We start from the raw sequence: 2316 nt of genomic DNA on the forward strand, positions 1-2316 counted from the left end.
TCATTCGGGGGCAACAACACGAAATGCCGGCCTTTGAACGCCAAACTCATGCCTCACGCCCCCGAATGTAGCCGCTCTTAGCTCCGAGGCTCGCATCCCTAATCGCTATTCGCAACAGACCCCGGCAGGCTCCTTTCAACTCCTACCCTGATAGCGAAGCAGGAACATGCCGATGGCTTCGTCGATGACCTCCTGGCGGCCAAGCGTCACGCTCTGGCCCATCAGCGTGGGCCAGAACAAGGCTTCGTTGAACAAGCCGATGAACTGTCTCGCCGCGAGATCGGGATTGGCGCAGGCAAGTATCTGCCCCTCTGTCAAAAAGGACAGGTAGCGGGCAAAGCGTTCGAGATAGGGATCGTTGAGTTGGGCGAACTCACCGCGAAGCCACTCAAACTGCTTTCCCTCGGCGATCACGATCGACACCAGCGCGCGGTAATCGGCACGCGTCTGGAATTCGAGGACCGCCTCGGCAACCAGTCGCAGGACGGTCTTTACATCGCCCATGGTTTCCACCGCCGGTGGAAGCGCCTGCGCCAGATCCGCCGACATCCGCGACATCACCTCGGCAAAAATCTGCTCCTTGCTGTCGAAATGATTGTACAGCGTCCGTCGCGCCACGCCCGCGGCAGCGGCCAGTTCATCCACGCTCACCCCGCCGAAGCCCCGCTCCAGGAAGAGCATTTCCGCAGCGTCGACGATTGCGCTCCTCGACGAGCCCTGGGGTGCGGCGGAACGTCTGTGAGGGCTATCGGCTCGGACCATCCTGCTCACAGCTTTCTTCATTCACTCGCCATTCTGTTTGTCCGCCAGGCTGCTCGGCGGCCGTTTTCCACGATCACGCCGAACAGCGTAGTGCCTAGCGCCTGCGCCCGTTGTAAATGCACTAATAGTGCATCATATTGCACTCGAAGTGCATATTGCATCGCTTTCCCGCCGGTGGCGCATGCTCCGCCCGGTGGGTGCTGAAAAGACAACATAAGGTCCGATCGATGATCAACAATGTCACGGTGTTCGGCTCCGGCGTGCTCGGAGCCCAGATCGCATTCCAGACAGCGTTTCGCGGTTTCAACGTCACTCTCTATGATTTGGCGGACGAACTGCTGGAAAAGGCCCGCGAAAAATTTGCCGTTCTAGGCGAAAGCTACAAGCGGGACCTTGGCGCGACCGATGCGGACGTCGCGTCGGCCCTCGCGCGATTGACCTACACGAGAGACCTCGCCCGTTCGGTTGCCGATGCGGACCTTACGATCGAGGCGATTCCCGAGAATATTCAGATCAAGAAGGACTTCTATTCGGCGTTGGCGCAGGTGGCTCCTGCGAAAACCATCTTCTGCACCAATTCATCGACGCTGCTGCCCAGCCAGTTCGCCACCGAAACGGGGCGCCCGGAGCGATTCCTGGCGCTGCACTTTGCCAATCAGATCTGGGTCCGCAACACCGCCGAAATCATGGGGCACCCCGGAACCGATCCCGCCGTGTTCGACACGGTGGTCGCGTTCGCGAAGGCGATCGGTATGGTCGCGCTTCCCATTCACAAGGAACAGCCGGGCTATATACTTAATTCGCTTCTGGTGCCCTTCCTCAGGGCGGCATGGGAACTGCATCATCTTGGCGTGGCCGATCCCGAGACGGTCGACAAGACATGGATGATCGCGACCGGCGCGCCGGTTGGCCCCTTTGCGATCATGGATGTCGTCGGCCTGACAACCATCTACAACATTGTCAAGTTGCATGCGGACGCCACCGACAATGCGCAGGACCAGAATTCGGCGCAGGCGCTGAAGGAGCAATTTCTCGACCAAGGCAAGCTCGGCGCGCTGAGCGGACAGGGGTTCTACTGCTATCCCGATCCGGCGTATCTGAAGGCCGAGTTTCTCAAATAACGCAGCGCAACTTCGCCCCGGGGCATGAAAGACGCTGAGGCGATGTCCCGGACCCACCGCGTACGCAGTGGGTCCGGGGTAGCGCTGCGGAAATGCGAAACCCACGCGCTTTGGCCCGTTACATAAACTTTTGTCCTGCACGAACATGTGCTCCGCAGCCCGTTTGCCGGAATGTACCTCCCTGTTGCCGGCAGAGCGACGTGAGAAGAATAGAGAGGGCACCGTCAAACCGGCTCCGTTGCAAACAGCCGAACGGGTCGCAATGATCCCGTTCCGGCTGTTTGCAACGGAGCCTCTTGCCCTGTTCCTTCGCCCGGATCAGGCCCGCATGGGTGCGCTCGATCAGGAGATCGCGCTCGAACTCGGCGACCGCGTTGATGACGCTCATAGTCATGCGGCCCGTCGAGCTGGTAAGGTCCACACCGCCCAGGGC

Annotated in this window: 3 protein-coding genes; 1 reads left to right on the forward strand and 2 read right to left on the reverse strand. The window is 60.1% G+C overall.

Going from position 1 to position 2316, the window contains the following annotated elements:
• Nucleotides 1-135 precede the first annotated feature (135 nt).
• The gene (locus NS365_RS17855; RefSeq protein WP_082684693.1) at nucleotides 136-783 is read right to left on the reverse strand and encodes a TetR/AcrR family transcriptional regulator C-terminal domain-containing protein; all 648 of its coding nucleotides are present in this window, start codon (nucleotides 781-783) and stop codon (nucleotides 136-138) included.
• A 206-nt stretch (nucleotides 784-989) separates the two neighbouring features.
• Between NS365_RS17855 and NS365_RS17860 the strand changes: the two genes are divergently transcribed.
• The gene (locus NS365_RS17860; RefSeq protein WP_058601658.1) at nucleotides 990-1883 is read left to right on the forward strand and encodes a 3-hydroxyacyl-CoA dehydrogenase; all 894 of its coding nucleotides are present in this window, start codon (nucleotides 990-992) and stop codon (nucleotides 1881-1883) included.
• Between the two features lie 118 nt (nucleotides 1884-2001).
• Here NS365_RS17860 and NS365_RS25035 read toward each other — a convergent pair.
• Nucleotides 2002-2316: recombinase family protein (locus NS365_RS25035; protein WP_244498492.1), on the reverse strand; the 315-nt coding region annotated here is incomplete at its 5' end.

The organism is Aureimonas ureilytica (genome assembly GCF_001475935.1).
In the GTDB taxonomy this organism is placed as follows: domain Bacteria; phylum Pseudomonadota; class Alphaproteobacteria; order Rhizobiales; family Rhizobiaceae; genus Aureimonas; species Aureimonas ureilytica_A.